We start from the raw sequence: 23,617 nt of genomic DNA on the forward strand, positions 1-23,617 counted from the left end.
GAGGAGAATACGGATGTCGTATCGGACTGCATTGCATGGTGTGCTGATCGCGGCGGTGGTTGCGGGCTGCGGTGGAAGCGGAGGCGGCGCATCGACCCCGCCGCCGGTGGCACCGCCACCGCCCGTGGTGGCCGCCATCAAGCCGACGCCGGTGACGCCGGTCCCGGTGCTGCCGGTGACCATGCTGCGCACGCAAGGCACCAAGTGGCTGAAGGCCGACGGCAGCCAGGTCACGCTGAAAGGCGCCAACCTCGGCAACTGGCTGATCAACGAATTCTGGATGATGGGCCAGGGCGGCAACGGAATCGACGACGAGTGCAGGCTGGAGGCCAGCCTGGACACCCGCTTCGGCTACGCCGAGCGCCAGCGCCTGATGCAGCTGTTCCGAGACAACTGGATTACCACCCGCGACTGGGACCAGATGCAGAAGTTCGGCCTGAACGTGGTGCGGCTGCCGTTCATCTACAGCGTCGTCGAGGATGAGAAAAATCCGCGCACCTTGCGCGCCGATGCCTGGCGTTATCTGGACGAGGCCATCGCGCAAGCGGAAAAGCGCGGCATGTATGTGGTCCTCGACCTGCACGGCGTGGTCGGCAGCCAGGGCTGGGAACAGCACAGCGGCTGCGCCGGCAAGAACCAGTATTGGGATACGCCGGAATACCAGCAGCGCACCGTCTGGCTGTGGCAGCAGGTCGCCGGCCGCTACAAGGACCGCGCCGCCGTCGCCGGCTACAGCGTGCTCAACGAACCATGGGGCACCACCGCCGCCAACCTGGCCGCCGTGGTCAAGCAGTTGTACACGGCGATCCGCGCGGTCGACCCGAATCACGTCGTCATCCTGCCTGGCCACGACAGCGGCATCGCCGCCTATGGCAAGCCGGCCGAACAGGGCATGAGCAATGTCGCCTTCGAGATGCACTTCTATCCCGGCCTGTTCGGCTGGGGCCAGATCGGCCTGCAGGTGCACAAGGATTGGCTGACCTGCGGCGCCGGCGGCAACAGCGGCGTGTGTGAATGGGACCAGCGCATCCGCGCCGTCGACACCGCCTTCTTCATCGGCGAGATGCAGCCATGGACCGGCCAGGGCCTGGACCTCGGCGGCCAGATCGCCCGCGCCTCCTTCGATACCTACGCCGGCTACGGCTGGGCCGCGACCGCCTGGAGCTGGAAGGTGGTGACCAACGGCGGCGGCCAGGGCAACGGCACCTGGGGCTTTGTCACCAACGCCACGGCCGCGCCCGTGCCCAAACTGGATTTCACCACGGCGCCGATCGGCGACATCGAAACCCTCTTCAAGTCCTTCGGCAGCCAGGCGTATGACGTCCATCAGCCGCTGCAGGACTGGATGACCAGCAGCACCGCACCACAGCCTTTCCGTTAGTCCGCAGCACAAGCCCGCGCCGGAGGCGCATCAAAACTATAAGAGAGAGATGACATGAGTACTCAGCACTACACAATCAAGATGACACCCATCGCCGCCGCCTGCGCGGCACTGTTCTTCACCGCCACCCCTGCGGTGGCGCAGCAATCCGGCGGCGCCCAGGCCGCCGGCGCCGACGACAAGGAAGTGCAGGCCGTGGTCGTCACCGGCATCCGCCGCAGCATCGAAACCTCGATGGCGATCAAGCGCGATTCCGATTCCATCGTCGAGGCGGTGACTGCCGAAGACATCGGCAAGCTGCCCGACGTCTCGATCGCCGAATCGATCGCCCGCCTGGCCGGCTTGACCGCCCAGCGCGTCGAAGGCCGCGCGCAGTCGATCTCGATCCGCGGCCTGGCGCCGGACTTTTCCGCCACGCTGCTGAACGGCCGCGAGCAAGTCTCGACCAGCAACAACCGCGGCGCCGAATACGACCAGTATCCTTCCGAGCTGATCAACGGCGTGATCGTCTACAAGACACCGGATGCCTCGCTCTCGGCCAGCGGCCTGTCGGGCACCGTCGATCTGCAGACCGTGCGTCCGCTGGACGTCCGCCAGCGCACCTTCGTGTTCAACGCGCGCGGCGAGCACAATTCCAACGGCAAGCTCAATTCCAACACCTCGGCCAACGGCAACCGCGTGAGCGCTTCCTACGTCGACCAGTTCCTCAACAACACGCTGGGCGTGGCGATCGGCTATGCGCACCTGGATTCGCCGGGCCAGCAGCAGGAATACAAATCGTGGTGGTGGGGCACCGACAACAAGCTGCCGGCCGGCATGTCGGACGTGGTGGCGCTGAAGGGCGCCGAAGTCACCGCCTCGTCGCGCGAGCAAAAGCGCGACGGCCTGATGGGCGTGCTGGAGTACCGTCCGACCAAGGAATTCCGCACCACGCTGGACCTGTACTACTCCGAGTTCAAGCAGAACACCACGATGCGCGGCATGATGTGGAACTCGCACCAGTGGAGCGACGTCACCTACAGCAATCCGAAGGTCGAAACCATCGGCGGCACGCGCCTGCTGGTGGGCGGCGCGCTGGTCAACCTGGAGCCTATCGTCCGCAACGACTACAACCAGCGCAAGGACAAGATGGGCGCGCTCGGCTGGAACAACACGTTCAAGAAGGACGGCTGGACCCTGATCGGCGACCTGTCGTACTCGAACGCCAAGCGCCGCGAGGAAGTGCTGGAAACCTACGCAGGCCTGGGGCCCGCCGGTTCGCACGTCACCGACAATAACTTCGGCTTCAGCATCCCGGTCGCCAGCGGCCTGCCGACCTTTACGCCGAGCTTCAACTACGCCGATCCCAAGATCATCAAGCTGACCGATGTCGGCGGCTGGGGCAAGGATGCGGACATGCACCATCCCATCGTCGAGGACAAGCTAGGCTCGGCCAAGTTCTCGGCCAAGCGCGAACTGGACGGCATCTTCCGCAGCGTCGAGGGCGGCGTCAACTTCAGCAAGCGCGAGAAGACCCACGCCGACACCAACAACTACTGGTTCCTGAAGAACGGCCGCACGCCGGCCACCGTCTCCTCGGACCTGCTGCAGCCGTCGACCTCGCTGGCCTTCGCCGGCATTCCGTCGGTGCTGAGCTACGACGTGCTGGGCGTGCTCAACAAATACTACGACAAGCAGCCGGCCCGTCCGGACGACCAGGCGCTGCAGGACTGGGGCGTGACCGAGAAGGTCACCACCGCCTACGCCCGCGTGGGCCTGGACGCGGATGTCGGTCCCTTCCCGCTGCGCGGCAACATTGGCCTGCAGGCGGTCAACGTCGACCAGAAATCGCGCGGCGCCACCGTCAACGCGGGCAAGCTGGGCAGCATCACCGGCGGCGCCAACTACACCGACATCCTGCCGAGCGTGAACCTGAACTTCGACCTCGACAAATACCTGAGCACCACCAACCTGCGCTTCGGTGCGGCCAAGACGGTGGCGCGGCCGCAGATGTCGGACATGCGCGCCGGCATCTCGGGCGGCGTCGACGCCACCACCCGCATGTGGAACGGCAGCGGCGGCAACCCGAACCTGGAGCCATGGCGCGCCAATTCGTATGACCTGTCGATGGAAAAATACATCGGCAAGCGCAGCTACATCGCCGGCGCGCTGTGGTACAAGAAACTGCAAAGCTACATCTACAACCAGCAGACCGCGTTCAGCTTCGCCGGCTTCCCGAACCCGTCGGCCGTGGTGCCGATCCAGGACATCGGCACGCTGAACCGTCCGGCCAACGGCACCGGCGGCCTGGTCAAGGGTGTCGAACTATCGGGCGCGCTGGACGGCGCCCTGCTGTGGGATCCGCTGGAGGGCTTCGGCGTCACCGGCAGCATGTCCGGCACCGAGAGCTCGATCCATCCCAACGGCCCCGGCACCAAGGAAAAGCTGCCGGGCCTGTCGGGCGTGGTGTCCAACTTCACCGTCTACTACGAGAAGGACGGCTACTCGGCGCGCGCCAGCCGCCGCTACCGCTCGGCGTATCGCGGCGAGGTGACGGGCTTGTTCGCGCAGCGCGCCTTCAGCGAGATCCTGGCCGAGCGCCAGATCGACCTGCAGCTGGGCTATGCGATCGAGGAGGGGACCTTCAAGGGCCTGTCCTTCCTGTTCCAGGTGAATAACCTGAACAACTCGCCCTACCAGACCCGTCAGGGCGACGCCTTCTCGGGCGGCTCGTATGCGCCCGAGCGCTACACCACCTACGGCCGCCAGTACCTGCTGGGCCTGAACTACAAGCTGTAACACCCCCGGCACCGTAATCTTGTGGAAACGACCACGCAAATGTGGAGTTTCTGTGAAGAATTACGGTGCTTTTACATTAGCCGCTTGAACCGCACCCATCGTCGTGGCTAAATGGCCGGATGGTTAAGATCGGTATCACCGCGCGGCTGTTCCTTTCACTGCTGATCGTCAGCGTGCTGACGGCGGTCGGTGTCGGGCTGGGCACGCGCTGGAGTTTCCAGCGCGGCTTCCAGGGCTATCTGAACGAAGTCGAGGCGCGCCGCATGGAGGCGATGGCCTTCGAGTTCGCGCAGGCCTACGCCGAGAACGGCAACAACTGGGATTTCATCCGCGGCAACCGCGCCGCGTGGGAGCGCTATACCGGCGCCATCGGCCGCGAGCACGCCACCTCGGCCCGTCCCGGCGGCGACTCCATCTATTACGCGGTGCCCGGCAAGGCGCCGCGCCGCCTCGGCCTGTACGACATGCAGGGCCGGCACCTGGCCGGCAACCTGCAGGACGGCCCGGACCTGCGGTATCAGCAAATCGTGGTCGACGGCGTCGTGGTCGGCACCCTGAGCGGCGCGCCGTTGCGCGGCCTGCAGGAAGAGGCGGAGCAGGGCTTCCAGCTGCAGCAGCAGCGCGACAGCCTGGGCATCGGCCTGGCGACGCTGGTGCTGGCCGCGCTGGCGGCGATGCTGCTGGCGCGCAGCTTCGTGGCGCCGACCCGGCGCCTGATCGCCGCCGCCGCGAAAGTGGCGGCCGGCGACTACGGCGTGCGCGTGCCGCACGGCCATCGCGACGAACTCGGCGCGCTGGCGCACAACTTCAACATCATGGCCGCCACGCTGGAGAGCAACGAGGCGCTGCGCCGCCATTTCATGGCCGACATCTCGCACGAGTTGCGCACGCCGCTGTCCGTGCTGCAGGCGCAGCTGGAGGCGATGGAGGACGGCATCGAGCCGACCGACGCCAACAGCCTGACCCTGCTGATGGACGAGGTGGCGACCTTGAGCCGCCTGGTCGAGGACATGCGCCAGATCACGCTGTCCGAAGTGGGCGCCTTCGATTACCGGCGCGAGGCGCTGGACCTGGCGGTCCTGCTGGCCAGCGAAGCGAACAAGTGGCGCGAGCCGCTGGCGCAGGTCGGCGTCGCGCTGCGGCTCGACAGCCCGGCGGCGCTGACGGTGGAGGGCGACACGGTGCGTTTGCGCCAGCTGCTGCGCAACCTGTTCAACAACGTGCTGCGCCATGCGGACGGCGCGAGCGCGCTCAACGTGCGGCTGCAGGTGCATCAGCAGCATGTCGCGCTGACCGTCACCGACAACGGCAACGGCGTGGCCGACGCCGCCCTGCCCATGTTGTTCGACCGCTTCTGGCGCGGCGACCGCGCGCGCAGCCGCGCCACCGGCGGCAGCGGCCTGGGCCTGGCGATCTGCCGCAGCATCGCCGAGGCGCACGGCGGCGCCATCAGCGCCAGCCACGCGGAACCGAACGGCCTGTCCGTGCTGCTGACGCTGCCGGTGCTGGGGGGCGACGCATGACGACGCCGCACATCCTGGTGGTGGAGGACGAGCAGCGCCTGGCGCGCCTGCTGGTCAGCTATCTGAAGGCGGCCGGCTACCGCGCCAGCGCCCAGCATGACGGCCTGGCGGTGCAATCCACCGTGGCGGCGGGGGATGTCGACCTGATCCTGCTGGACTGGATGCTGCCCGGCATGGATGGCCTGACGCTGTGCCGCGCGCTGCGCGCCGGCGGCGACATCCCGATCATCATGATGACCGCCCGCGCCCAGGAGGAAGACCGTCTCGACGGCCTGGACAGCGGCGCCGACGATTACATCTGCAAGCCCTTCAGCCCGCGCGAAGTGGTGGCCAGGGTGCGCGCCGTGCTGCGCCGGCGCCCGGCCGGCACGCCGCAGCCGGGCTTGCAGATCGACGACCAGGGCTTGCGCGCTTTCGTCCACGGCAGGGAGCTGGCGTTGACGCCGGTCGAGTTCCGCCTGCTCAAGATATTGCGCGACGCACCCGGCAAGGCCTTGTCACGCGATGACTTGCGCACCTGGGTGTATGAGGACCGGCGCATCGTGCATGACCGCACGATCGATACGCATGTGAAGAACCTGCGCCGGAAACTGGAAGAGGCTGGCCTGGCTGAAGCGATTTCAGCCGTCTACGGGGTCGGCTACCGCTGGGAGGCGCGCAGCGCGCAGCAACCCTGAGCAGTCAAGCAGTCAAACAAGGAGAAAGAAATGTCTGACGACACACAATCGCCGTCGCGGCGGAGCATTATCAAAAGCATGGTGTTCATCCCGATCGGCGTCGCCGGTGCGGCGGGCGCGGTGCGCGCCCTGCAGCCGTCGCAAGCCAACGCCGCCGACGCCGCCGCGCCGGAAGGCAAGCCGGACGCCTACGCGCCGGCCTTCTTCAACGCCGCCGAATGGCGCTTCCTGACCTTCGCGGTCGACCGCCTGATCCCGCACGACGAGCATGGTCCGGGCGCCGTCGAGCTGGGCGTGCTGGAGTTCCTCGACCGCCACATGCAGACGCCGTTCGCGGCCGGCGACATCTGGTACATGCAGGGACCGTTCGTCAGCGCCGCGCCGGAGTTCGGCTACCAGGGCAAGCTGGCGCTGCGCGACATCCTGCGCGTCGGCATCAAGAACCTGGACGCGTACTGCGCCAGCCAGTTCGGCGGCAAGCTGTTCGCCGACCTGGACCACAAGAAGCAGGAAGAACTGCTGAAGGCGGCCGAAGGCGGCAAACTCAAGCTGGACGATATCTCGGCCAAGCTGTTCTTCACCAACCTGCTGAACGAAGTGCGCAACGGCTACTTCGCCGACCCCAAGCACGGCGGCAACAAGGGCATGGGCGCATGGAAGATGATCGGCTACCCCGGCATGCGCGCCGATTACCTGGACTGGGTGGAAGTTCGCGACAAACCGTACCCGATCGGCCCCGTCGATCTGGCCGGACGCAGAGGATAACAATAATGACTATCGTAAAAAACAAAGTAGACGCCGTGATTGTCGGCATGGGCTGGACCGGCGCCATCATGGCCAAGGAATTGACCGACGCCGGCCTCAACGTGGTGTGCCTGGAACGCGGCCCGGACCGCGACACGCAACCCGATTTTTCCTACCCGCGCGTGGTCGACGAGCTGGAAGGCTCGGTGCACCGCAAATACCTGCAGGCGCTGTCGAAGGAAACCGTGACCATCCGTCACGGCGTCAACGACAACGCCGTGCCGTATCGCCAGATGGGCTCGTTCAAGCCGGGCACCGGCGTCGGCGGCGCCGGCAGCCACTGGTCGGGCTGCCACTTCCGCGCGCTGCCGGAAGACTTCAAGGTGCGCAGCAATGTCGAGCAACGCTACGGCAAGAAGTTCATCCCGAAGGACATGACGATCCAGGATTTCCCGATCTCGTATGAAGACCTGGAACCGCACTTCGACCATTTCGAATACGTTTGCGGCACCTCCGGCAAGGCCGGCGTCCTCAACGGCAAGGTGGTCGAAGGCGGCAATCCGTTCGAGGGTTCGCGCTCGCGCGAATTCGCGCTGGCGCCGAATCCCAACTACCTGGGCGGCGAACTGTTCTACAAGGCCGCGCGCGAGATGGGTTACCACCCGTATCCGATTCCGGCCTCGAACGCGTCCGCGCCCTACACCAACCCGTATGGCTGCCAGATGGGGCCGTGCAACTTCTGCGGCTTTTGCAGCGATTATGGTTGCCTGAACTATTCCAAGGCCAGTCCGAACGCCTGCATCATGCCGGTGCTGCGCGGCCGCAAGGGTTTCGAGCTGCGCACGCTGGCGCAGGTGCTGAAGGTGAACCTGAGCGCCGACAAGAAGAAGGCCACCGGCGTCACCTACCTCGACGCCCAGGGCCGCGAGACCGAGCAGCCGGCCGACATCGTGCTGCTGTGCGCGTTCTCGCTGTTCAATGTGCATTTGATGCTGTTGTCCGGCATCGGCGTGCCGTATGACCCGGTCGGCAACACCGGCACCATCGGTCGCAATTACTCGTACCAGAACCTGAACCGCGTCTCGCTGTTCTTCGATGAAACCGTGCACGCCAACCAGTTCATGGGCATCGGCGGCGGCGGCACCACCATCGACGACCTGAACGGCAACCGCAACGACAGCACCAAGTCCGGCTACATCGGCGGCGGCCTGGTCTGGGCGCGCCAGCCGGGCGGCGGTCCGGTGCGCGGCATCGCCACGCCGCCGGGCGTGCCGAACTGGGGCAGCGCATGGAAGAAGGGCGTCAAGGAAGCCTTCCGCCATTCGTTCTACTACGAGGTGCAGGGTTCGTGCATGTCCTACCAGGACGCCTACCTGAGCCTGGACCCGACCTACCAGGACGCCTTCGGCCGTCCGCTGCTGCGCATGACCTTCGACTGGCACGACAACGAGATCAAGGCCTCGCAGTACCTGGTCGAGAAAGCCACCGATATGTGCAAGGTGCTCGGTCCCAAGGCCATGAAGGGCGACGCCAAGAAGGACGGCGACCATTACAACGTGACCCAGTACCAGTCGACCCACACCTGCGGCGGCGCCATCATGGGCAGCGATCCGAAGACCTCGGCGCTGAACCGCTACCTGCAGTCGTGGGATGTGTCGAACGTGTTCGCGCCGGGCGCCAACGCCTTCCCGCAAAACAACGGCTACAACCCGACCGGCATGGTCGGCGCGCTGACCTACTGGACCGCGAAAGCCATCCGCGAGCTGTATTTGAAGAACCCCGGCCCGCTGGTCCAGGCTTAAGGAGACGATATGAGCAATCTGAAAAAAGCAATCCTGGTCGTCGCCGGCGTTGCGGTGGCCGGTGTCGTGGGCGCGTTCGCCTACGCATCGCAAGCGACCGCCACCAGGGACATCGGCCCCGGCGCCGAAAACCTGGCGGCGCCGGGCGCGGCGCTGATCGAGAAGGGCCGCTACATCGCGACCGCGTCCGACTGCATCGCCTGCCACTCGACCGGCGGCGGCAAGGCGTTCGCCGGCGGCCTGTCGATGGCGACGCCGATCGGCGCTTTGTACAGTTCGAACATCACGCCGGACCAGGCGACAGGCATCGGCAACTACAGCCTGAACGACTTCGACCGCGCGGTGCGCCACGGCATCCGCAAGAACGGCGACACGCTGTATCCGGCGATGCCGTATCCGTCCTACGCCAAGATCACCGACGACGACATGCGCGCGCTGTACGCCTACTTCATGCATGGCGTCGAGCCGGTGTCGCAGGCCGACCGGGCCAGCGACATCCACTGGCCGCTGTCGATGAACTGGCCGCTGGCGATCTGGCGCAAGACGTACGCGCCGGCGGTCGAACCGCTGGTGCTGAGCAAGTACCAGAGCGCGGCGCTGGCGCGCGGCGCCTACCTGGTGCAAGGCCTGGGCCACTGCGGCGCCTGCCACACGCCACGCGCGGCCACCATGCAGGAACTGGCGCAGGATGAATCGCATCCGGCCTTCCTGGGCGGCGGTCCGGTGATCGACGGCTGGCTGGCGGTCAACCTGCGCGGCAATCCGGCGGGCGGCCTCGGTCGCTGGTCGGAGCAGGACATCGTCGATACGCTGAGCAAGGCACGCAATGCGCATTCGGCGGTGGTCGGCAGTCCGATGGCCGACGTGGTCAAGCACAGCACGCAGGACATGACGCCGGACGACCTGAAAGCCATCGCCGTCTACCTGAAATCGCTGACGCCGGGCGCGGAGGAGAAATCGCGCTATGCCGTCAACGATGCGACGGCCAAGGCGCTGAAGGCGGGGCATGAGGATGGGCGCGGCGCGCAGCTGTACCTGGACAACTGCGCCGCCTGCCACCGCTCGGATGCGCATTCCAACGGCAAGGTGTTCCCTGCGCTGGCGGGCAATCCAAGCGTGCTGTCGGACGACCCGACCTCGCTGATCCGCCTGGTGCTGGAAGGCAGCTCGCTGCCGTCGACCAAGGCGGCGCCGTCGAATCTCGGCATGCCGGGCTTCGCATGGCGCCTGTCGGACGAGGAAGCAGCGCAGCTGGTGACTTTCGTGCGCCAGAGCTGGGGCAACCAGGCCTCGGCCGCCGATGCCGGCCAGGTGGCCAAGATCCGCAAGCTAGTGAAGGCTGAGGCGCACTAAGCCTCCGGGGCGCCCGGTGCTAGCCGAGCGCCTCCGCCAGCATATCGGTGAGGGCGCGGATCTTTGACGATCCGCGCCGGTTGGCCGCATACACCGCGTAAATTCCCACATCCATCTCCCCCGGATTGGCTTGATAGCCGTCCAGCACCGGCACCAGCGCGCCGGCGTCCAGGTCCTGCTGCACCAGCCAGCCCGGCAGCAACGCCAGTCCCATTCCACCCAGCGCCGCCTGGCGCAACATCTCCGCGTTGTTCACATGCAGCTTGCCGCGCACCTCGATTTCTTGCGCCAGTCCGTCGTCCACCCCGCGACTTGGAAGCGCAACTTGCTAAACGGGAAGCGGAACTCGCAAGGGATCAGTATGATCTATTTAATCGGGCTTACGAATTTAACCCCGGAGGTGACCTGCTCAACAAGGGCACCTATGTCTTTACCCGGGGGGATGCGGTGGTCGATAGTTACTCCGGAGGCAATCTCGCGTCGGCGGCATCGGGCCGGCCGCCATTTGCCTAGAGAGAATATGTTATTTCCCTAACGCACGATTGATCTGGTGGGCTTGTAAAGCTTGTAATTGAGCTAAACTTCTTGCTTCTCAAGCTACCTTGGCCCGCACCATGCCTATTCAATCGTCGATGGACGACAGCGGTTTCCGCCGCATCTTGTTGCGCAACATTACCTTGCCGCTGGCCGCCGGGGTGGTCAGCGCGGGTGTGTTCGTCGTCCTCCTGGCCTACCTGATCAACACTATGAACTGGGTCGAGCACAGCGAGCGCGTGATCGGCAGCGCCAACGAGATCAGCAAGCAGATGGTCGACATGGAAACCGGCATGCGCGGCTATATGCTGGCCGGCGACGAGTCCTTCCTGGAACCGTACGTGTTGTCCAAGCCCAAGGTCGCCGCAGGACTGGCCTCGCTGGTGAAACTGGTCGAGGACAGCCCGCTGCAGGTCGGCCGCCTGCACAATATCCAGGCCCAGCAATTGCAGTGGGACCTCTATGCGCAGGAAATGATCAAGCTGCGCGCCGCCAACGGCGACGTCACCGGAGCGGTCAAGACGGGGCGCGGCAAGACGCAGTTCGACGAAGTCCGGCGCCAGCTGGAGGACTTTGTCACCTATGAAATGCGCATGCGCCAGGAGCGCAATGCCGACGCCCGCAGCGTGACGACCTGGGTGGCGGTGATCTACCTGATCCTGACGCTGGGCGTGGGCGGCGCGCTGGCCTGGTTCGGCCGGCGCGAGCTGCTGGGCCTGTCCGGCGTTTATAACGCGGTGCTGCGCCAGCATACCGAACACGCCGAGATCCTGGCGCAGCAGGCGTGGCTGCGCACCGGCCAGAGCGAACTGGCACAGCAGGGCATCGGCCAGCTGGCGCTGCCGCGCCTGTCTTCGGCTTTGCTGCAATTCATGGCGCGCTACCTCGACGCGGTGGTCGGCGCGCTGTACCTGCGCAATCCCGACGGCAGCTTCCGCCGCGTGGCGTCCTACGGCTTCAGTGCGGCGTGGGAGCAGCGCGACCAGCAGTTGAAGCCGGCCGAGAGCCTGGTGGCCCAGGCCGCGCTGGAACGGCGCCTGATCCGCCTGGACCGGGTGCCGGCCGACTACATCCAGGTCGCCTCCGGCCTGGGCGCCGGCACGCCGGCCAGCGTGATGCTGGCGCCGCTCGACAACGACGGCGAGATCAACGGCGTCATCGAACTGGGCCTGCTGCGCCCGATCGTGCAGCGCGATCTCGATTTCCTGACGCTGGTGAAGGGCAATATCGGCAACGCCATCGAAGCCAGTGCGTCGCGCCAGCGCCTGCAGGAAGTGCTGGCCGAGACCCAGCAGCTCAACGAGGAACTGCAGGTGCAGCAGGAGGAACTGCGCACCGCCAACGAGGAACTGGAAGAACAGTCGCGCGTGCTGGAAGAATCGCAGGCCAGCCTGGAAAACCAGAAGGCCGAGCTGGAGCAGACCAACGAGCAGCTGGCCGAGCAGGGCAACGCGCTGGACCAGAAGAACGCCGCGCTGAGCCAGGCGCAACAGGAACTGGAAGAGCGCGCCGGCCAGCTGGAGCGCGCCAGCCAGTACAAGTCGCAGTTCCTGGCGAATATGTCGCACGAGCTGCGCACGCCGCTCAACAGCTCGCTGATCCTGGCCAAGCTGCTGTCGGAAAACGCGCCCGGCAACCTGAACGAAGAGCAGGTGCGCTTCGCCAACACGATTTACTCGGCCGGCAACGACCTGCTGAACCTGATCAACGACATCCTCGATATCTCCAAGGTCGAGGCCGGCAAGCTGGACCTGGTGCCGGAACAGCTGCCGGTGCGCCATCTGGTCGAGGGCATGGCGATGGTGTTCGAGCCGCTGGCCCAGCAAAAGAAACTGGCGTTCCAGGTGCGGATCGCCGACGACCTGGCGTCGCACCTGGTCACCGACCGCCAGCGCCTGGAGCAGATCCTCAAGAACCTGCTGTCCAACGCGCTCAAGTTCACCAGCGGCGGCCAGATCGTGCTGGCCGCGCAGGCCGCCGGGGCGGACGCGGTCAGCTTCTCGGTGCAGGATACCGGCATCGGCATCCGCCCGGAAGACCAGCAGGGCATCTTCAACGCCTTCCAGCAGGCCGACGGCACCACCAGCCGCAAGTACGGCGGCACCGGCCTGGGCCTGTCGATCTCGCGCGACCTGGCGCAGTTGCTGGGCGGCGCCATCAGCCTGGTCAGCGAACCGGGCAAGGGAAGCTGCTTTACATTGACGCTGCCGCTGGCCTGGAGCGCGCCGGAGCCGGGGCCGCGCGCCGGCAGCGCCAGCGCGCCTGCGCCTGCCGGCAACGCCGCGCCGCTGGGCCTGGCGCATATCGTGCCGGCCCCCATCCCGGCGCCGCCGCCGGCCGCGCCGCGCGTGCGCGCCTTCGCCGACGACCGCGACCTGCTCGGCACCGACGACGGCGCCCGCCGCCGCCTGGTGCTGGTGGTCGAGGACGATGCGGCGTTTGCGCGCATCCTGTACGAGCTGGCGCACGAAAAACAATACCGCTGCCTGGTCGCCTTCGACGCCGACGAGGGGCTGGCGCTGGCGCGCGAGTTCCGCCCCGACGCCGTGCTGCTCGACATCCGCCTGCCGGACCGTTCCGGCCTGTCGGTGCTGCAGCTGCTGAAGGACGATGCCGGCACCCGCCACATCCCGGTGCACGTGGTGTCCGGCTCCGACAACGGCGAGGCGGCGCTGCACCTGGGCGCGATCGGCTTCGCGCTGAAGCCGACCACGCGCGAGCAGCTGATGGAAGTGTTCCGCCGCATCGAGACCAAGTTGACGCAGAAGATCAAGCGCGTGCTGCTGGTGGAGGACGACGACCGCCAGCGCGACAGCGTGGTGCAGCTGATCTCCGACGACGATGTCGAGATCGTCGCGGTCGGCAGCGGCGAGGAAGCGTTGGCGCTGCTGCGCACCACCGTCTTCGATTGCATGATCATCGACCTCAAGCTGCCCGACATGCAGGGCAACGAGCTGCTGCAGCGCATGGCCGGCGAATCGCTGGCGGCGTTCCCGCCGGTGATCGTCTACACCGGCCGCAACCTGTCGCGCGCCGAGGAGGCCGACCTGCACAAGTATTCGCGCTCCATCATCATCAAGGGCGCGCGCTCGCCGGAACGCCTGCTGGATGAAGTGACGCTGTTCCTGCACAAGGTGGAAGCCGACCTGTCGAGCGAGCGCCAGCGCATGCTGAAGACGGTGCGCTCGCGCGACCGTGTGTTCGAAGGCCGCCGCATCCTGCTGGTGGACGACGACGTGCGCAACATCTTCGCGCTGACCAGCGCGCTGGAGCAGAAGGGCGTGCTGGTGGAAGTGGGCCGCAACGGCTTCGAAGCGCTGGAAAAACTGGACGCCGTGGCCGACATCGACCTGGTGCTGATGGACGTGATGATGCCGGGCATGGACGGCCTGGAAGCGACCCGCCGCATCCGCGCCGACGCCCGCTTCACCCGCCTGCCCATCATCGCCATCACCGCCAAGGCGATGAAGGACGACCAGGAGCAATGCCTGGCGGCCGGCGCCAGCGATTACCTGGCCAAGCCGATCGACCTGTCGCGCCTGTACTCGCTGCTGCGGGTGTGGATGCCGAACGGCGAACGGAGCTAAGGATGCAAGGAATAAAGCATGCAGCATAGCGATACCGACATCGAGCTGAAGATGCTGATGGAAGCCATCTACCTGAAGTACAGCTACGATTTCCGCGACTACACCGGCGCCTCGCAAAAGCGCCGCGTGATGCACGCGGTGCGCGAGATGGACTGCGACAGCATCTCGGCGCTGCAGGCGCGCATCATGCACGAGCCGGCGGCCTTCAGCCAGCTGCTGCAATACCTGACGATCCCGGTGACGTCGATGTTCCGCGACCCGAGCTACTTCAAGGCGCTGCGCGAGCACGTGGTGCCGGTGCTGCGCACCTACCCGTCGCTGAAGATCTGGATCGCCGGCTGCAGCACCGGCGAGGAAGTGTATTCGATGGCGATCCTGCTCAAGGAAGAGGGTTTGCTGGAACGCACGATGATCTACGCCACCGACATCAATCCGCAATCGCTGGAGAAGGCACGCAAGGGCGTGTTCCCGCTGGAGGCGATGCGCGAGTACACGGAAAACTACCAGCTGGCCGGCGGCACGCGCAGCTTTTCCGACTACTACACGGCGGCCTACAACGCCGCGCTGTTCGAGCGCGCGCTGTGCGACAACGTCACCTTCGCCGACCACAGCCTGGCCACCGACGCCGTGTTCGCCGAGACGCATCTGATCAGCTGCCGCAACGTGATGATCTATTTTAAGAAGAAGCTGCAGGAGCGCGCCTTCGGCCTGTTCCATGAATCGCTGTGCCATCGCGGCTTCCTCGGACTGGGCAGCAAGGAGAGCATCGATTTTTCCGCCTATGCGCCGAGCTTCGAAGCGGTGGCCAAGCGCGACCGCCTGTTCCGCAAGCGCTGACCATGAACCTGTCCCGTATCCAGGCGGCGCTGGCCGGCCGCAGCATCGAGGCGGTGGTGATCGGCGCCTCGGCCGGCGGCGTCGGCGCGCTGCTGCGTTTGCTGCCCGGCCTGCCGTCCGGCTACGGCCGCGCCGTGGTGGCGCTGCTGCACCTGCCGGAGGGGCGCCAGAGCCAGCTGGCCGATGTGTTCCGGCAGCGCATGGGCTTGCCGGTGCGCGAGGCGGAGGACAAGGAACCCGTGTCATCCGGAACGCTGTATTTTGCCGGTTCCGGCTACCATTTGTCTGTAGAGCAGGATCGTAGTTTTTCGCTGAGTTGCGAGGCGCCGCTGCATTTTGCCAGGCCGGCAATTGATTACCTGATGGAATCGGCGGCCGACGCCTACGGGCCGGGGCTGCTGGGCATCCTGCTGACCGGCGCCAACCAGGACGGCGCGGCCGGCCTGGCCGCCATCGGCGCGGCCGGCGGGTTGACCGTGGTGCAGGACCCGGACGAGGCGGAAGTGGCCACCATGCCGCGCGAGGCGATCCACTTGCGGACGCCGGATCTGATCCTGCCGCTGGACGACATACACACACTGCTGTTGATGCTGGAGAATAATTAATGCAAGTCGAGCACCCCACCAAACTGCTGATCGTCGACGATCTGCCGGAAAACCTGCAAGCGCTCAACGCGGTGATACGCGGCGAGGGCCGCGAGGTATTCCAGGCCGGTTCCGGCGAGGAGGCGCTGGCCTTGCTGCTGCAGCACGACTTCGCGATGGCCTTCCTCGACGTGCAGATGCCGGGCATGGACGGCTTCGAGCTGGCCGAGCTGATGCGCGGCACCGACAAGACGCGCCAGATTCCCATCGTGTTTGTGACGGCGGCCGGCAAGGAACTCAATTACTCGTTCAAGGGTTACGAGGCGGGCGCGGTCGACGTGCTGTACAAGCCGCTCGATGCGCGCGCCGTCAAGGGCAAGGTGCAGGTGTTCGTCGCGCTGTACGAGCAGCGCGAGGCGACGCGGCGCCAGCTCGAGGCGCTGGAGCTGGCGCGCCAGCAGCAGGAAGCCACGCTGGCCGAGCTGAACGCGGCGCAGGCCGAGCTGCAGCGGGCGCTGGCGATGCGCGACGAATTCATGTCGATGGTGTCGCACGAGATGCGCACGCCGCTCAATACCTTGTACCTGGAAACCCAGCTGCGCAAGATGCAGCTGGAGCGAGGCAACATGGCGGCCTTCGGCGCCGAGCAGCTGCAGCGCATGGTGGCGCGCGACGACCGCCAGATCCAGAGCATCATCCGCCTGATCGACGACATGCTGGACGTGTCGCGCATCCGCAGCGGCAAGCTGTCCCTGCGGCCGGGTTGGGTCGAGCTGTCCGGCCTGTTGCGCCGGCTGGTGCACGACCTGACGCCGCAGGCGACCACCGCCGGCAGCACCCTGGCGCTGGACGCCAGCACGCCGGTCAGCGGCTGGTGGGACGAGTTCCGCATCGAGCAGATCGTCGTCAACCTGCTGACCAACGCGTTGCGCTACGGCGGCCAGCAGCCGGTCGAGGTGGCGCTGGTGGTGGAGCAGGACTGGGTGCGCATCGAGGTGCGCGACCATGGGCCGGGCATCGCGCCCGAGCAGCAGGACAAGATCTTCGAGCCGTATGAACGGGGCGTCGGCAACGAGGTGCCGTCCGGGCTGGGCCTGGGCTTGTATATCTCGCGCCAGCTGGCCGAGGTGCACGAGGGCAGCCTGACGCTGCGCAGCATGCCGGGCGAGGGCGCGGTGTTCAGCCTGGCGCTGCCGCGCCGCGACGCGCCGCCGATGTAGTTGCTGGCGTCGATGCTAGCGCGAGCGCGCTTCTTCGCGGCGCTGGATCAGCCAGGCTTTCAGGTCTTCGAAATTGACGCTGCCGCGCTGGGCGCTGTCGATGTGGTCGAAATTCTTGTCGATGAAGCCGAGGCCGGCCTTGCGCGCCTCGTCGCGGCTCAGCGTGCCGCTGCCGTCGAGGTCGGCGTCGTCGAAGCGCTTCTTGAGTTTTTGCATGGCCTGGTAGCGCAGCAGGATGGGGCCGGACGAGGCGTCGCGCAGCGGCCTGCGCAAGGACGGCGGCACGTAGGGTTCGGGATGCGCGGGGGCCGACCGCACGGCGGGCGGCGTGGCCGATTCAGGCTGCGGCGCCTGGGCGCCGGCGGTGCTCATGGCCGCCACGGCGGCCAATACGGCAAACATCTTCATGGTTGTCTCCCCCGCACCGCATTTGAGCCCGATGCACGGCTTAGTGTGACACTGTGATCCCATTGTAGAAATTAATCAAATCCATTTGCTGCGCGCGGCGCGCGGTGTCGTCCAGATACGTCATATGGCCACTTGCGTAATATTTCAATATGATTGATTGATTCTCACCAAGGCGGGCCAGATCCAGCTCGGTCTGGTGGAACGGCGTGGCCAGGTCGTGGTAGCCGTTGATGGCCAATATCTTCAGACTCGGGTTCAGCGTCATGGCGGCGGCCAAGTCCGGGATGGTGTCCGGCAGCTGCTTGCCGTCATGGCTGAAGTTCCAGCGGTTGACGATGTCGATGAAGCTGGCATAGGCCGAACGGGCGCTGTAGTGCAACTCGCCCGCCATGTAGCTGACGATGCTGCTGGAGAAGGCGGCGTTGACCACCGTCAGCGACGGATCGCCGTCCACCGTCAGCGCGCTGCCGGCGGGCGCGATCACGCGCGCGTCGTAGCGGCCCACCAGCTGGCCGGGCACGGCGTTCTGCTGGTAGTAGCCCGGCCCCATGTTGAAGTTCTGCTGCCAGGTCAGCGTCGCCAGGCCGGTATAGGCGGACAGCTGCGACAGCACGGCCTGCGGCGGCGCCACGTTGCCGGCCAGCCAGGCGGCGATGGCGCTGCGGTAGGCGCCGGCGGCGAAGCCGCGCACCTGGTCGACCGGCGCCGGCGCGGCGCGCTGGTGGTAGGCGCTGGTGGCGGCGTAGGTCGGTATATAGCCTTCGCAACTGACGGTGCCCGGATCGAGCACGCCGCAGTTGCTGTTGTAGTCCATGATGGCTGATTGCAGCACCAGGCCGGCGATCTGCACGCCGGCCGTCTCCAGCAGGTTGGCCAGCACCGCCGTGCGCGGCGCGCCGTAGGATTCGCCGAACAGGAACTTGGGCGAGGCGGCGCGCTGGTTCACGGCGACGTAGCGCTGCACGAAGTCGCGGAAGGCGGCGGCGTCCCGGTCCACGCCCCAGAAGTCCTGGTTAGCGTTGGGCGCGATGGCTTGCGAGTAGCCGGTGCCGATGGCGTCCACGAAGACCAGGTCCGAGGTCGCGAGCAAGGTTTCCTGGTTGTCCACCAGCTGCACCGCGGGGATGGTGGCACTGGGGATGGCGCTGACCAGCCGGCGCGGCCCGAAGGAACCGAGGTGCAGGTAGGTCGATGCCGATCCCGGGCCGCCGTTGTAGAAGAAGGTGACCGGGCGCTTGGCCAGGTCGGCGCCGGGCAGGGTGTAGGCGACATAGAAGAACGAAGCGCTGGCCTGGCCGGTCCTGGCGTCGGTCGCTGTCAGGTGGCCGGTGGTGGCGGTGTAGTTGAACTGCTGGCCGTTCAGCTGGATATGGCTGGCGATGACGGCGGCGTTTTCGTTCGGCGTGGTCAGGGAGCCGGTGGCGGCGCTGGAATAGGCCAGGGTATCGGCATACGATCCGGCCACCGGGGGCGTGGTCGGCGTCGTGGGTGTGGTCGGCGGCACGGCGGCGGTGCCGCCGCCACCTCCTCCGCCGCCGCACGCGGCCAGTAGCGATACGCAGGCGGCGGCAAGCGCGCCGCGCCAGTCAGTTCGCCGCCATTGCAATTTTATGCAAAATGCCACGCCGCACTCCGTGAGGATGAGTCATGATTATGATCCCGTCCAGCCCGGATTGCACTGTCTATTTGCGCCAAAAGCCAGCGTGCGCGAGTCGGGCCTCGTCTTCGCGCAACGGGCCGATGACCTCGGTCGGACGCTGGCCGCGCGCGAAGACGTCGCGGCAGGGCAGCGACAGCGTCGGGTTTTCGGGATCGCTGCCGGTCAGCTCCAGCAGGCTGGCTTCGGACATCGCATACACCACCCGTCCCACGCCGCTCCAGTAGGTGCCGCCCGAGCACATGGCGCACGGCTCGGCGTTGGCGTACAGCGTGGCGCCGGCCAGTTGCTCCGGGCTGTAGCTTTGCGAGGCCTTGCGCAGCGCGTTCATCTCGGCGTGCGCGGTGCGGTCGCTGCTCGATGCGTTCATCGCCTCGGCAATGACGGTGCCGTCGGCGGCGACCACCATCGCGGCGAACGGATGGTGGCCTTCGTCGCGCGAGCGCTGCGCCAGCGCCAGCACGCGGGTGAGGAATTCGTGGTCTTGCGGGGTGGCGCTCATCGTATGACTCCGTAGTGCAGGTTTTGCTGTTTCAGATAGGCGCGATAGGCCAGCGACATGCGGTCGCAGGCCACCGAGACTTCGGCGCCGGGGATCAGCGGCAGGCGCGCCGGATGCTGGCTTTCCAGTATCGGCAGGTCCTGCAGGAAGATCGTGTCCTGGAAGGCGCGCAGCGATTCGTCGCTGGACGTGAAATCGTCCAGCGCCATGATGATGCGCACGCGGGTGGTGGTTTCGGTCAGCGGCTGCAGGAACAGCGCGATCGCCTCGCGCACCGCGCCCGGCGGATGCTTGGTCAGTATCGCCGTCAATGGCCGCACCACGCGGTAGGTGTATTCGATGTCGCTGCCGGAGGTGGCGGCCTTGCTGGCCTGCGGCTGCCATGCGCGGCATTGCCTGGCCCAGACCCCGCTGCCGTATTCGGCATCGTCGAAGGTCTCGACCGTGTAGTCGGGTATCGCCGCGTGCTCCTGCACGCCCAGTACGCCCTCGTGCACAAAGGCGAAGTGCGCCATGTCGAGGAAGTTCTCGACGATGCGCGGCGCGCTGCTTTGCACGTCGTAGTGACCGCACCAGACTTTGCGCAGGGCCTGGTTGGCAAACTCGGGAAAGCGCGGCGGCCCGGCCTCTCCCGGCGTGCCGAGGCAGACCCACGCCATGCCGTAGCGCTCCTGCACGCGGTAGACGGCGACCTGCGCCTTCAGCTTGGCCGCGCCCAGCGCCGGCAGGGCGGGGATGTGCTTGCAGCGGCCATCGCTGCCGAAGGTCCAGCCGTGATAGGCGCAGCGCAGCGTATCGCCCTGCAGCGCGCCCATCGACAGCCGCGTGCCGCGATGCGGGCAGCGGTCCTCCCACGCGTGCAGCGCGCCGCCGCTGTCGCGCCACAGCACCAGGCGCGTGTCCAGCAGGTCGGCGGCCAGCATCGCTCCGGCCGCGATCCGCTGCGAGATCGCGACCGGGTGCCAGTCGTTCAGCAGGACTGGATCCATGCTCACTTTGGAATCGTGCCTTCCACGCCCTGCACGTAGAAGTTCATCGACAGCAGGTCTTTCAGCGGCACGGCGACGCCGGCCGCGTACTTGACGGCGCCCGACTGGTCCTTGATCGGGCCGGTGAACGGCGCGAAGGTGCCGGCGGTGAGCGCGGCCTTCTTCTCGTCAAAGACCTTGGCCGCGTCGGCCGGCACCACCGCGTTCACCTTCGACATCTTGACCATGCCTTCCTTCAGGCCGCCGCGGTAGTCGCCGGTTTTCCAGGTGCCGGCCAGAACGGCCTTGGCGGTGTCGGTGTAGTAGCCGGACCAGTCGTTGGTGGCGGCGGTCAGGTGCGCCTTCGGCGCGAACTTGGACATGTCCGAATCCCAGCCGAACGCGTACACGCCTTTTTCCTGCGCCACTTGCAGCGTGGCCGGCGAGTCGGTGTTCTGCGCCATCACGTCGGCGCCTTGCGCCACCAGGGTTTCCGCCGCCTGGCGTTCCTTGGCCGGGTCGTACCACGAGTTCACCCAGATCACCTTGGTCTTGATCTTCGGGTTCACGCTTTGCGCGCCGAGCGTGTAGGCGTTGATGTTGCGGATCACCTCGGGCACCGGGAAGGAGGCGATGAAGCCCAGCGTGTTCGACTTGGTCATCTTGCCGGCCAGGATGCCGTTCAGGTAGGCGCCTTCGTACAAGCGCGATTCATAGGTGCCCAGGTTCTTGCCGGTCTTGAAGCCGGTGGCGTGCAGGAAGGTCACGCCGGGCGTGGTCTTGGCGACCTTTTCGGTCGGATTCATGTAGCCGAACGAAGTGGTGAAAATCAGCTTGTTGCCTTCGGCGACCAGCTTGCGGATCACGCGCTCGGCGTCCGCGCCTTCCGGCACGTTTTCGACATAGGTGGTTTTTACTTTCGCGCCGAGCTCCTTCTCCATCGCCAGGCGGGCCTGGTCGTGGGCGTAGGTCCAGCCGGCGTCGCCGACCGGGCCGACGTAGACGAAGCCGATCTTCAGCGGGTCCGCTGCAAACGAAGGAGCGGCGGCGAGGATGGCGGCCAGTGCGGACAGGGCCAGTACTTTACGACGATTCATCATACGGTTTTCCTTTAAAGGTAAGCAGCGGATCAGAAGTGGTATTCAGCGCGCAGCATCGGCGTCTTCGCCGTCGCGCCGGGGTTGTTCTTGTCGGAGTTGCCGAACTTGTTTTTCCAGTACTGGTATTCGACGCCGACCTTGAAGGTGTTCTTTTGCGCGCCGACGGCGCCGCTCAAGTCGTACATGACCTGCATGTCGATGTTGGTTTCCGGCGCGGTGCCGCCGCCGAATTCATTGGTGCCCTTGGCCGTGATGAAGTTGGCGTAACCCTCGAACGACAGCGGGATGCCGAGGTTGAAGGGGATGCCCCAGGCGGCGGTCAGCATCGCGTGCGTCTTGTACGAGTAGCGCGGCGTGGCCTGGTTGGTGAAGGTGTTGTACGGCGCGTTCGATTCCCACAGGGCCAGCAGGCTGACGTCGAGGAAGCCAGGCACGTCCAGCATCAGCGTCGGGCCGGCCACCACCATGCGCTTCTTGGAGTTGTAGCCGGCGTCGGTCTTGCTGTTGTAGTCGAAGCCCAGCGTGGCGCCCAGGCCGCGCACCGGGCCGAAGGCGAAGTTGCCGCCGGTGACCTTGCCCAGGTCCAGCGTGTGGCGGTACACCACATAGGCTTCGTGCGCGCCGCTGTTGGAGCCGGCCGCCGAAGGATCGAGCTCGGACGACATCAGCAGGTCGACGCTGAAGAAGTTCTTGCCGTACTTGTAGCCGGACACGCTGCTCAGGTTGACGATGTTCTTGGTGATGTCGTTGTCGTTGAACGGCTCGGCGAACTTGGTGCCGTAGCGGTAGCTGAGCGAGGTGTCGCTCCAGTCGGCGGCCTGGGATGCGCAAGCGCAGCAGGCGAGAACGGCAAGGGCGGCGGTACGGCGTACGAGATGTGGCATATGCGAACTCCAGTCGGTTGGATGAGGGGACTGCACGGTATGAAAGAACTTCTTTTGTATCCAATCCTGTTTGTCGATTGGATTCAATCTCGGTCACATCTCTAGCAAGTAGCGGGCCAACCCGGGGCCAAGGCCTAAAACCCGGACAAGGCTTCCGCCAGGTTGACTTTCCTGTCCTGGTCGCCGAGACGCAGGCGCGCCTCGATTTCCAGCAGGTGGTGTTCGATCAGATGCGTGGCTTCGGCCACCTTGCCTTGCTCGATCAGCGTGGCCAGGTCCTGGTGCTCGTCGTTCTCGCACATGGCGGAACCGGGCGTCTCGTACAGCGCGATGATCAGCGAGCAGCGCGACACCAGCTCCGCCATGAAGCGCTGCAGCACCTGGTTGCCGGCCAGCTCCGCCAGCAGGATGTGGAACTCGCCGCCCAATCGTATCCAGCCGGCGCGGTCGCCGGTGCGGCGCGCCTGGTCCTCGGCTTCCAGCGCGGCGCGGATCTGCTGCAGCGACGCCGGCGTGGCGTTGCGTATCACCAGCGGCACGATCTCCCGTTCGATGGCGCGGCGCGCGGCGAAAATATCGCGCGCTTCCTCCGGCGTGGGCGAGGCGATGACCGCGCCGCGATTGGGCCGCAGCTCGATGATGTGGTCGTGCGCGAGCCGTTGCAGCGCCTTGCGCACGGTGGTGCGGCTGACCTGGTACAGCTCGCAGAAATCGGCCTCGCCCAAGTGGGTGCCGGGCGGCAGGCGGTGGCTCATGACGGCGTTGACGACGGCGCGGTAGATGCGCAGGTCGACCGCGGTGGTGCCGCGTTTCAGCGCGGCGGCGGGCTGGCCGGCAGGTTCGGCCTTGCTGATGGATGTGCGCTTGCCTTGTGGGCGCGCGGGACCAGTGGATGGCATTGTTTGGTTCTCCGTTTGAGTGGTGCTGTCTTCTCTAGCAGGAAGCGTGCTAACTCGTGTACACGGCGGATACCTTAAGGCTGATGCTTATTGTGTACGAAACCACTTTGTTTTGTCTTCATTTTCGAGCGGTTTGCACGTCTTTGGTGAGCACCTGTGTCATATTTGGTGCGTGGCAC

19 protein-coding genes are annotated in these 23,617 nt (G+C 66.1%); 11 read left to right on the top strand and 8 right to left on the bottom strand.

Translation table 11 applies throughout. The features are described from left to right. Nucleotides 1–13 precede the first annotated feature (13 nt). The 7 genes from ACEN9F_RS19685 (at nt 14) to ACEN9F_RS19715 (ending at nt 10,258) form a co-directional block, all read left to right on the top strand. Nucleotides 14–1,381: a glycoside hydrolase family 5 protein gene (locus ACEN9F_RS19685; RefSeq protein WP_413422502.1), complete on the top strand. Its 1,368-nt coding sequence runs from the start codon at nt 14–16 to the stop codon at nt 1,379–1,381. A 54-nt stretch (nt 1,382–1,435) separates the two neighbouring features. Further along, on the top strand, nt 1,436–4,159 hold the full coding sequence (locus tag ACEN9F_RS19690; protein ID WP_413422504.1) for a TonB-dependent receptor: 2,724 nt from the start codon (nt 1,436–1,438) through the stop codon (nt 4,157–4,159). Between the two features lie 119 nt (nt 4,160–4,278). After that, on the top strand, nt 4,279–5,682 hold the full coding sequence (locus tag ACEN9F_RS19695; protein WP_413422506.1) for an ATP-binding protein: 1,404 nt from the start codon (nt 4,279–4,281) through the stop codon (nt 5,680–5,682). Continuing rightward, nucleotides 5,679–6,359 (top strand): response regulator, encoded by a 681-nt coding sequence (locus ACEN9F_RS19700; protein ID WP_413422508.1) that lies wholly within the window; start codon nt 5,679–5,681, stop codon nt 6,357–6,359. Before ACEN9F_RS19695 ends, ACEN9F_RS19700 begins: the two co-directional genes overlap by 4 nt. A gap of 30 nt (nt 6,360–6,389) precedes the next feature. Continuing rightward, on the top strand, nt 6,390–7,124 hold the full coding sequence (locus tag ACEN9F_RS19705; protein ID WP_413422509.1) for a gluconate 2-dehydrogenase subunit 3 family protein: 735 nt from the start codon (nt 6,390–6,392) through the stop codon (nt 7,122–7,124). 5 nt (nt 7,125–7,129) lie between these two features. Then, the gene (locus ACEN9F_RS19710) at nt 7,130–8,905 is read left to right on the top strand and encodes a GMC family oxidoreductase (RefSeq protein ID WP_413422511.1); all 1,776 of its coding nucleotides are present in this window, start codon (nt 7,130–7,132) and stop codon (nt 8,903–8,905) included. Between the two features lie 9 nt (nt 8,906–8,914). Next, nucleotides 8,915–10,258 carry a cytochrome c gene (locus tag ACEN9F_RS19715; RefSeq protein ID WP_413422513.1) on the top strand — a complete coding sequence of 448 codons (1,344 nt, stop codon included), beginning with the start codon at nt 8,915–8,917 and terminating at the stop codon, nt 10,256–10,258. Nucleotides 10,259–10,277: 19 nt separating this feature from the next. Here the strand turns inward: ACEN9F_RS19715 and ACEN9F_RS19720 are convergent, their stop codons facing one another. Beyond that, entirely contained in the window at nt 10,278–10,562 is a 285-nt protein-coding gene (locus ACEN9F_RS19720; protein WP_413422515.1) for a LysR substrate-binding domain-containing protein, read from the bottom strand. A gap of 310 nt (nt 10,563–10,872) precedes the next feature. Between ACEN9F_RS19720 and ACEN9F_RS19725 the strand changes: the two genes are divergently transcribed. From ACEN9F_RS19725 to ACEN9F_RS19740, 4 genes are read left to right on the top strand one after another with little or no spacing between them, the layout of a single operon-like run. Further along, a complete protein-coding gene (locus tag ACEN9F_RS19725; protein WP_413422517.1) occupies nt 10,873–14,379 on the top strand; it encodes a response regulator in 3,507 nt (1,168 codons plus the stop codon). An 18-nt stretch (nt 14,380–14,397) separates the two neighbouring features. Then, on the top strand, nt 14,398–15,216 hold the full coding sequence (locus ACEN9F_RS19730) for a CheR family methyltransferase (protein ID WP_413422519.1): 819 nt from the start codon (nt 14,398–14,400) through the stop codon (nt 15,214–15,216). A gap of 2 nt (nt 15,217–15,218) precedes the next feature. Next, nucleotides 15,219–15,821: a chemotaxis protein CheB gene (locus tag ACEN9F_RS19735; protein WP_413422521.1), complete on the top strand. Its 603-nt coding sequence runs from the start codon at nt 15,219–15,221 to the stop codon at nt 15,819–15,821. Further along, nucleotides 15,821–17,020, top strand: a complete 1,200-nt coding sequence (locus tag ACEN9F_RS19740) for an ATP-binding protein (RefSeq protein WP_413422523.1) — start codon at nt 15,821–15,823, stop codon at nt 17,018–17,020. The genes ACEN9F_RS19735 and ACEN9F_RS19740 overlap by 1 nt, the downstream gene beginning before the upstream one ends. A 15-nt stretch (nt 17,021–17,035) precedes the next feature. On the opposite strand, the gene ACEN9F_RS19745 is transcribed toward ACEN9F_RS19740, so the two are convergent. The 7 genes from ACEN9F_RS19745 to ACEN9F_RS19775 form a co-directional block, all read right to left on the bottom strand. After that, nucleotides 17,036–17,428 (bottom strand): EF-hand domain-containing protein, encoded by a 393-nt coding sequence (locus ACEN9F_RS19745; protein WP_413422525.1) that lies wholly within the window; start codon nt 17,426–17,428, stop codon nt 17,036–17,038. A 40-nt stretch (nt 17,429–17,468) separates the two neighbouring features. Beyond that, entirely contained in the window at nt 17,469–19,052 is a 1,584-nt protein-coding gene (locus ACEN9F_RS19750) for a S10 family peptidase (RefSeq protein ID WP_413422527.1), read from the bottom strand. 58 nt (nt 19,053–19,110) lie between these two features. Continuing rightward, the gene (locus tag ACEN9F_RS19755; protein WP_413422529.1) at nt 19,111–19,587 is read right to left on the bottom strand and encodes a nucleoside deaminase; all 477 of its coding nucleotides are present in this window, start codon (nt 19,585–19,587) and stop codon (nt 19,111–19,113) included. After that, nucleotides 19,584–20,576 carry a Rieske 2Fe-2S domain-containing protein gene (locus tag ACEN9F_RS19760; RefSeq protein WP_413422530.1) on the bottom strand — a complete coding sequence of 331 codons (993 nt, stop codon included), beginning with the start codon at nt 20,574–20,576 and terminating at the stop codon, nt 19,584–19,586. The genes ACEN9F_RS19755 and ACEN9F_RS19760 overlap by 4 nt, the downstream gene beginning before the upstream one ends. 2 nt (nt 20,577–20,578) lie before the next feature. Beyond that, nucleotides 20,579–21,655 (bottom strand): BMP family ABC transporter substrate-binding protein, encoded by a 1,077-nt coding sequence (locus ACEN9F_RS19765; protein ID WP_413422532.1) that lies wholly within the window; start codon nt 21,653–21,655, stop codon nt 20,579–20,581. A 29-nt stretch (nt 21,656–21,684) separates the two neighbouring features. Beyond that, on the bottom strand, nt 21,685–22,539 hold the full coding sequence (locus ACEN9F_RS19770; protein ID WP_413422534.1) for an outer envelope protein: 855 nt from the start codon (nt 22,537–22,539) through the stop codon (nt 21,685–21,687). 134 nt (nt 22,540–22,673) lie between these two features. After that, nucleotides 22,674–23,438 carry a GntR family transcriptional regulator gene (locus ACEN9F_RS19775; RefSeq protein WP_413422536.1) on the bottom strand — a complete coding sequence of 255 codons (765 nt, stop codon included), beginning with the start codon at nt 23,436–23,438 and terminating at the stop codon, nt 22,674–22,676. Nucleotides 23,439–23,617 lie beyond the last annotated feature (179 nt).

Origin of the sequence: Duganella sp. CT11-25 (genome assembly GCF_047302815.1) — a bacterium.
Lineage (GTDB): Bacteria > Pseudomonadota > Gammaproteobacteria > Burkholderiales > Burkholderiaceae_D > Rugamonas.

Excerpts from the sequence above, each read along its gene's own strand:
- ACEN9F_RS19765 (WP_413422532.1), bottom strand. The coding sequence starts at position 21,655 with ATGATGAATCGTCGTAAAGTACTGGCCCTGTCCGCACTGGCCGCCATC.
- ACEN9F_RS19770 (WP_413422534.1), bottom strand. The coding sequence starts at position 22,539 with ATGCCACATCTCGTACGCCGTACCGCCGCCCTTGCCGTTCTCGCCTGC.
- ACEN9F_RS19755 (WP_413422529.1), bottom strand. The coding sequence starts at position 19,587 with ATGAGCGCCACCCCGCAAGACCACGAATTCCTCACCCGCGTGCTGGCG.
- ACEN9F_RS19760 (WP_413422530.1), bottom strand. The coding sequence starts at position 20,576 with ATGGATCCAGTCCTGCTGAACGACTGGCACCCGGTCGCGATCTCGCAG.
- ACEN9F_RS19725 (WP_413422517.1), top strand. The coding sequence starts at position 10,873 with ATGCCTATTCAATCGTCGATGGACGACAGCGGTTTCCGCCGCATCTTG.
- ACEN9F_RS19695 (WP_413422506.1), top strand. The coding sequence starts at position 4,279 with ATGGTTAAGATCGGTATCACCGCGCGGCTGTTCCTTTCACTGCTGATC.
- ACEN9F_RS19705 (WP_413422509.1), top strand. The coding sequence starts at position 6,390 with ATGTCTGACGACACACAATCGCCGTCGCGGCGGAGCATTATCAAAAGC.
- ACEN9F_RS19700 (WP_413422508.1), top strand. The coding sequence starts at position 5,679 with ATGACGACGCCGCACATCCTGGTGGTGGAGGACGAGCAGCGCCTGGCG.
- ACEN9F_RS19710 (WP_413422511.1), top strand. The coding sequence starts at position 7,130 with ATGACTATCGTAAAAAACAAAGTAGACGCCGTGATTGTCGGCATGGGC.
- ACEN9F_RS19690 (WP_413422504.1), top strand. The coding sequence starts at position 1,436 with ATGAGTACTCAGCACTACACAATCAAGATGACACCCATCGCCGCCGCC.
- ACEN9F_RS19745 (WP_413422525.1), bottom strand. The coding sequence starts at position 17,428 with ATGAAGATGTTTGCCGTATTGGCCGCCGTGGCGGCCATGAGCACCGCC.
- ACEN9F_RS19735 (WP_413422521.1), top strand. The coding sequence starts at position 15,219 with ATGAACCTGTCCCGTATCCAGGCGGCGCTGGCCGGCCGCAGCATCGAG.
- ACEN9F_RS19775 (WP_413422536.1), bottom strand. The coding sequence starts at position 23,438 with ATGCCATCCACTGGTCCCGCGCGCCCACAAGGCAAGCGCACATCCATC.
- ACEN9F_RS19730 (WP_413422519.1), top strand. The coding sequence starts at position 14,398 with ATGCAGCATAGCGATACCGACATCGAGCTGAAGATGCTGATGGAAGCC.
- ACEN9F_RS19715 (WP_413422513.1), top strand. The coding sequence starts at position 8,915 with ATGAGCAATCTGAAAAAAGCAATCCTGGTCGTCGCCGGCGTTGCGGTG.
- ACEN9F_RS19685 (WP_413422502.1), top strand. The coding sequence starts at position 14 with ATGTCGTATCGGACTGCATTGCATGGTGTGCTGATCGCGGCGGTGGTT.
- ACEN9F_RS19740 (WP_413422523.1), top strand. The coding sequence starts at position 15,821 with ATGCAAGTCGAGCACCCCACCAAACTGCTGATCGTCGACGATCTGCCG.